Below are 6,245 nucleotides of genomic sequence, written 5' to 3' on the forward strand. Positions count from 1 at the left end.
GATCTCTTCGAAGATCTCTTCGAGACCCGACTGGGTCGGGACGTCCCTGCGCCCGGCCTGGCGAGCCGCCTCTACCCGGGCCTTCCACTTCTCGTTGCCGAGCAGCCAATCGAACGACTCGGTCTGCAGGGCGAGAAGGTCAGGAACTTCGAGAGGCTCCTGGATGCGCGAAAATGACACGCGACGGGGACCAGCGGGTACGGCGGAGGCGTTGCGCGAGGCTGCCAACAGATGTCCTTCCGAGGGCTCGCGGCGGACTGACTACACGCACGCCAGACAACCTCGCAACGTGAGCAAGCATCACGGGTCGTCAAAGGGCAGCGCAAAGGGGCAGTGTAGCCGAACGGCACACGCCTGTCCACTTCGCTCTCGCTGCATGCTCCACGTTGGTCGCAGCATCGCCCGTTCAGGCGGATACGTCAAGCCCACAAGCGCGACTTTTAGCCGACTAGGGGCCCGGACGCTGGGTTTTCTCCCCTGTGTGACCGATCGCCTACCGCCAGGCCCAAGACGATACCCGCGAACGGGGGCGGTTAACGCTCTGTCACACCGAGGGCCGAACCCATGCCGGCAACCGGTGTAGCTGTGACTGAGGTACCCGTGGCCTTGACTGCACTAAACCCGTTTTTTGATAACAATTGAAGGAAGCGGCGCGCCGGAGGGTCAGGCAGTGCCGAGCAGGGTCGACAGATCGGCCACCAGCCATCGCGACTCTTGCCGAACCATCACCAACCTTGCCCGGTTCTGAGTGAAACCTTGCTGGAGCCCGTCCTCGCCGGAGGTCTCCTTGACCGTACCCATGTTCACGATCAGCAGAACCTCCACGCGGTCGGCCTCCGCCCGCTCCACCCCGGCCCCCGCCACGGACACGGTCTGGACGATCTTCTGAGCCTTCGCCCTGGACGCCAGGCTCGTGCTCAGCTGCCCGTAGTAGGAGGTCAGCTCCCCCGTGGTGTGCGCCTTCGCGCGTGCCAGGTCCTTGTCCACCGTGCGGTAGTCGTACGAGAGCAGATCGGGCGCCGCCCGCCTGGCGGCGGTGAGCGCCTGCGCGGCGGCCTCCTCGGCGGCGCGCAACTCGCGCAGGTCGAGCCACATCAGCGGGACCGCCACCCCCGCCACGGCCACGAGGAGGCCGAGCAGCACGATCGCGAAGAGCCTCACGTCACCTGCACCGCCTTCGACACCAGCCAGGAGCCAGCGGTTCTGGTCAGGTCCATCGACCACCGGTAGTAGCGCTCCTGCGGCGGGTTGTCCGAGCCCTCCCAGCGGATCTCCACGTCGGCCACGACGAGGACCTTGGCGACGGTCTCCGTCAGCGACACCAGCCCCGTCGCGCGCAGGACGCCGTGCTGGACGACCTTGTTGGCGACGGTGGTCGACCGGAGCCTGCCTGCGTCGGCCTCGTATCCGGCCCTGGCCGCCCCGGTGGAGGTGTCGAGGATGCGCTTCATGCCGTCGTCGACGCTGCCGTGGTCGAGCGAGATCAGGCTGAGCGCGTGGGTGCCGGCCGCCTGCAGCACGGCCTGCCTGTCGGCCGCCCTGGCCTGCTCGTCGCGCGTCTGCACGGCGATCCACACGCCCGTGCCCACGAGCGCCGCCAGCACCCCGCCGAGTGCCGCGATGAGGATGCGAGCGGGCCGTGCCGCGAGCCCTTCCACGACGCGCTCACCCCTTCCCCGGACCGGTCCGCCGGATCATAACCCGGCACTCGCGCGTGGAGCCCCTGAACCAACCGAGGCGGCATAACGCCCACCCAGATCGAATCAACCGGAAACCCACACATGCCCCTGTACGGGCCTGAGGGCCCCGCTGAGGCGCCGGCAACGCACACCGCCTCCCCGAAGCCCGCCCGCTATCGCGTGCCGTGGAGATGGGCGTTGACCAGGCGTGGATACTCCTCCAGCCAGTTGCGGCCACGCTCGTCCACGAACGAGCCCGGCGGCGGGATCACGCCGTTGGCCGCCAGCCACGTGCCGGGCGGGCGCTGGCTGCGGCGGATCGAGTTGTCGCTCGGCATGAGCTGCGGCGGGATCGACGGCAGCGCGCCGGGGTCGTGCCCCAGCTGCGCCTCGGCCTCCAGCTCCGAGATGTCCTTCTCCTCGGACATGCCGATCGGCCCGTGCTTCCTGGCGTTGAGAAACTGGCGCACCACCGGCTCGTCGCTAGACAACAGCATCTCGCGCGGGCCGAACATCACCAGCTCGCGCCTGAAGAGCAGCCCGATGTTGTCGGGGACCGTACGGGCGGTGTTGATGTCGTGGGTCACGATCAGGAACGTCGCCTCGATCTCGGCGTTGAGGTCGACGATGAGCTGATTGAGGTACGCGGTGCGCACGGGGTCGAGGCCGGAGTCGGGCTCGTCGAACAGGACGATCTCAGGGTCGAGCACCAGCGCCCTGGCCAGCCCCGCCCGCTTGCGCATGCCGCCGGAGATCTCGCCCGGCAGCTTCGACTCGGCGCCGAGCAGCCCGACGAGCTCCATCTTCTCCATGACGATCGCGCGGATCTGGCTCTCGGACTTCTTGGTGTGCTCGCGCAGCGGGAAGGCGATGTTGTCGTAGAGGCTGAGGGAGCCGAACAGGGCGCCGTCCTGGAAGAGCACGCCGAAGAGCCTGCGCAGTTCGTACAGTCTGCCCTCGTCGCAGTGGGCGAGGTCGTAGCCGTCGATCCAGATGTGACCGCGGTCGGGCCTGAGCAGGCCGACGAGCGACTTGAGGAAGACCGACTTGCCGGTGCCCGAGGGCCCGAGCAGCACGGAGATCTCGCCGGGCGGGAGGGTGAGCGAGACGTCCTCCCAGATCACCTGCCGACCGAACGACTTGGTCAACCCGTCGACCACGACTTCGACGCCCACTGGCCACCTCGGCATTCCGGAGGATGTGGCCTTACCGTAACGGCGATCCGCCGGAGCGAGCCCCGATCCGGCAACTTGTTACGGGCCGGTTATGAGACGTCTGGTCCAGTAAGCGCCCGCAGGCCGGGACGGAGCAGCCGGGCGATCTCCTCCGGCGGCGCCTCGCGCAGTTCGTCGAGTTCGAGCAGCCTGTGGCTTACGGTCACGCCGACCATGACCGTCATGGCCAGCGCCGCGCGCAGGCGCGCGTCCTCGCCGGGGATGGACTCCGCGAGCCGGTCGATCTGCGCCCCCAGCGTTCGCCGCGCCGACGCGGCGGCCTCAGGGTGCGTGAGCATCGACCGCATCATGGCCAGCGAGCTCTGCGGCATCTCGCCCAGCTTCACGCCGAGGGTGGCGAGCAGCCGCTCGACCAGGTCGTCCCCACCGGTGGCCGCGTCGGCGTCCACCACGCGCACGGCCTGCTGGAAGAGCTCCTGCTTGCTGCCGAAGTACTGCATCACGAGGGCGGGGTCGACCTCGGCCGACCTGGCGATGGCCCTGATCGTGGCGCGCTCGTAGCCGACCTCGGCGAACAACCCCCTGGCCGCGTCGAGGATCCGCCCTTCGGTCCTGCGCCGCCGCTCGGCCCGGGGAAGCACCTTCTCGCCCATCGACCCGACTCTACACGCGTTGACATTTGCGCCCTTTTTCGTTCTACGATTGTTGAGTCAACGTACGTTGAGCGAAGGGTGCGAGCATGTCCATCGAAGAGATCGTCACGGGCTACCACGCGGCGATGTCGCACAAGTCCCCTGACGAGCTGGCCGACCTCTACGCGGAGCGCGGGCTGCACGAGTTCCCGTTCGGCGGGCTGCCGCCGTTCAGGGGACGGGAGGAGGTCCGTACGGGCTACCGCGGCATGTGGGGCCGGATGCCCTTCGCGGTGCGGGAGGTGCGGCGGCGGGCTCTGCTGCGTACCGACGACCCGGAGGTCGTGGTGGTCGAGCAGGACACCCTCGTCGAGGCCGGCGAGGAGCTGGTCACGGTGCCCGGCCTGCTGGTGCTCCGGATCAGGGACGGCGAGATCGTCCACACCAGGGACTACATGGACACCGGCGCCATCGCGCGGGTCGAGTCCGCGACCTGCCGGGAAACGCGAAAAGAGGCGGACGCACCCGGCACCAGGGTGCAGCCGCCTCTTTCCGAAGAGCGCGCGTGAAGGGGGAAGTTACTTCACGGTGACGGTGGCGCCGGCGCCCTCGAGGGCAGCCTTGGCCTTCTCCGCCTGCTCCTTGTTGACCTTGGCGTCGAAAACGGGCTTGGGAGCGCCGTCGACCAGGTCCTTGGCCTCCTTGAGGCCCAGGGACGTCAGGGCGCGGATCTCCTTGATGACCTGGATCTTCTTGTCGCCGGCGGCCTCGAGGACGACGTCGAACTCGTCCTGCTCCTCGGCAGCGGGGGCCTCGGCGCCGGCGCCACCGGCGGCGGGGGCGGCGGCGACCGCGACGGGCGCGGCGGCCTTGACGTCGAAGACCTCTTCGAACTGCTTCACGAACTCGGACAGCTCGAGGAGGGTCATCTCCTTGAACGCGTCGAGCAGCTCGTCGGTGCTGAGCTTCGCCATGATGGTTTCCTTACGTTAGGACGTGCTGAGAACTAGGAACGGGACCGCGGAGTTGCGGCAACCCCCGTGTTACTCGCCCGCCTCTTCGCGCTTCGCGCGCAGGGCGTCGGCCAGCTGGGCCATGTTGGTCGGCAGCGCGGCGAACATCGCGGCAGCAGCGCTCTGCTTCGCCTTCATGGCACCGGCCAGCTTCGCGAGGAGGACCTCGCGGGACTCGAGGTCGGCGAGCTTGGTGATCTCGGTGGCGTCAAGCGTCCTGCCGTCGAGGACGCCGCCCTTGATCACCAGATGGGGATTGGCCTTGGCGAAGTCACGCAGACCCTTGGCCGCCTCGACAACGTCGCCGTTGACGAACGCGATCGCGGTCGGGCCGGTGAGCAGGCTGTCGAGGCCCGCGAGACCGGCCTCGCCGGCCGCGAGCTTGGTCAGGGTGTTCTTCGCCACGGCGAACTTCGCATTCTCACCGAGAGAGGTGCGCAGCTCCTTGAGCTGGGCGACGGTGAGACCGCGGTACTCGGTCAGAACGGCGGCAGCGCTGCCCTCGAACTCGTTCTTGAGCTCGGCAACCGCTGTCGCCTTATCCGCCCTCGCCATGGGCCTCCTTCCAGATGTGCCACCGGCGAAGGCGCCCCGACATGAGAACAGCCCCGAGCGCAGGGCGCACGGGGCTCACGCACACGGATCACACCATGTGGGAAACTCGCATCACACCTGCGCGGGCCGTCCACATGATGTGGATCCTTCGGTCGCCAGGTTTTGAGGCACCTGGCGACGACCGGCGGTCTTCGGCACCGACCAGACTACGCGCTGGCCGCCGAGTTTCCAAATCGTTCTCAGTTGGTCTTGCCCTTGGGCAGCTCTCCTACCTGGTCGGCGGGCGGGGCCTCGATGGCGACCGGCTCGTTGAAGCCCTTGAAGAACAGGGTGGCGTCGAGCGTGCCGCCCTCCTTCGAGCCGTTCAGCGCCAGCTTGCGGGGCAGGCCGTCCGCGGCCACCCAGATGTCGAACTTGACGTCCTTCAGCTCCGCCAGGCCCTCCTTGGCCTGCTCCTGCTTGTCGGCGGGCAGCTGCTGAACGGCCACGTCGACCGGGAACGTGCCGCTGTAGTGGGTGGTGTCCTCGCCGTTGACGCTCTCGTTGCCGACCGACTGCACGTCCTGCGAAGCAGTGACGAGCTTGGTCATGTTGCCCAGATCGAACTGCTGGATCTGGGTGAGAACCTGGTTGACCTGGTTGGAGTCACCCATCTCGCCGAGCGGGACCTTGATCCACGGCTTGGTGGCGCCCACCAGGTTGTTGAGCGCCTCGACCTTGATGTAGACGGTGTCACCCTGGAGCACGGCACGCGCGCCGCCCGGCAGGCTCTGGCCGCCCATGTCGGCGCTGTCGAGGGTGAGGTCGACGGCCAGCTGCGGCTTGCTCTGGTAGAGCATGCGCCCCTGCATCTTGCCGGACCCCTCCTGGGGATGCGTCATGGTGACGACGGCGTCCACCGTGTAGCTGCTCACCTCCGCGGTCTTCTGCGCGGCCTGCGAGAGGACCTCCGAGGCGGCCAGGTTGACCTGGATGGGCTGGGCGTTCGATCCACAACCGGCGACCGCCGCCACGACGAGCGCGGCGCCGGCCGCGGAGAGACTTATGCGCTTCAGCATGTTTTGACCTTACGTTTAAGTTCCGCCGCCGTGGCGCCTTCCCCTGACAAATAAGGGAAAACCCAGGGTTGTCCCCCACACTGCCCACACATCTCCTTCACATTTGGTGCCCCGCCACCCGGCCCTCCACGCC

9 protein-coding genes are annotated in these 6,245 nt (G+C 67.9%); 1 reads left to right on the forward strand and 8 read right to left on the reverse strand.

Annotated features, from left to right (window positions below):
* From GUY59_RS45485 to GUY59_RS45505, 5 genes are all read right to left on the reverse strand, one after another.
* Nucleotides 1-228 (reverse strand): hypothetical protein (locus GUY59_RS45485; protein ID WP_132335263.1); only part of this gene is annotated, 228 nt, incomplete at its 3' end.
* 435 nt (nt 229-663) lie between these two features.
* Nucleotides 664-1,161: a hypothetical protein gene (locus GUY59_RS45490; protein ID WP_171055633.1), complete on the reverse strand. Its 498-nt coding sequence runs from the start codon at nt 1,159-1,161 to the stop codon at nt 664-666.
* Nucleotides 1,158-1,658 carry a hypothetical protein gene (locus GUY59_RS45495; RefSeq protein ID WP_138208525.1) on the reverse strand — a complete coding sequence of 167 codons (501 nt, stop codon included), beginning with the start codon at nt 1,656-1,658 and terminating at the stop codon, nt 1,158-1,160. Before GUY59_RS45495 ends, GUY59_RS45490 begins: the two co-directional genes overlap by 4 nt.
* Nucleotides 1,659-1,852: 194 nt before the next feature.
* Nucleotides 1,853-2,854, reverse strand: coding sequence for an ABC transporter ATP-binding protein (locus GUY59_RS45500; RefSeq protein WP_138208526.1), 1,002 nt, complete (start codon nt 2,852-2,854; stop codon nt 1,853-1,855).
* Nucleotides 2,855-2,943: 89 nt separating this feature from the next.
* Entirely contained in the window at nt 2,944-3,507 is a 564-nt protein-coding gene (locus GUY59_RS45505) for a TetR/AcrR family transcriptional regulator (protein ID WP_138208527.1), read from the reverse strand.
* Between the two features lie 86 nt (nt 3,508-3,593).
* Here GUY59_RS45505 and GUY59_RS45510 point away from each other — a divergent pair, with 86 nt between their 5' ends.
* A complete protein-coding gene (locus GUY59_RS45510) occupies nt 3,594-4,055 on the forward strand; it encodes a nuclear transport factor 2 family protein (RefSeq protein WP_138208528.1) in 462 nt (153 codons plus the stop codon).
* Nucleotides 4,056-4,064: 9 nt separating this feature from the next.
* On the opposite strand, the gene rplL is transcribed toward GUY59_RS45510, so the two are convergent.
* From rplL to GUY59_RS45525, 3 genes are all read right to left on the reverse strand, one after another.
* Entirely contained in the window at nt 4,065-4,460 is a 396-nt protein-coding gene (gene rplL / locus GUY59_RS45515) for a 50S ribosomal protein L7/L12 (protein ID WP_138208529.1), read from the reverse strand.
* A gap of 69 nt (nt 4,461-4,529) precedes the next feature.
* Entirely contained in the window at nt 4,530-5,054 is a 525-nt protein-coding gene (gene rplJ, locus GUY59_RS45520) for a 50S ribosomal protein L10 (RefSeq protein WP_132335272.1), read from the reverse strand.
* A gap of 239 nt (nt 5,055-5,293) precedes the next feature.
* Nucleotides 5,294-6,112: an LppX_LprAFG lipoprotein gene (locus GUY59_RS45525; protein ID WP_236668133.1), complete on the reverse strand. Its 819-nt coding sequence runs from the start codon at nt 6,110-6,112 to the stop codon at nt 5,294-5,296.
* Between the last annotated feature and the right edge of the window lie 133 nt (nt 6,113-6,245).

Origin of the sequence: Nonomuraea sp. K271, from assembly GCF_009908215.1 — a bacterium.
Lineage (GTDB): Bacteria > Actinomycetota > Actinomycetes > Streptosporangiales > Streptosporangiaceae > Nonomuraea > Nonomuraea longispora.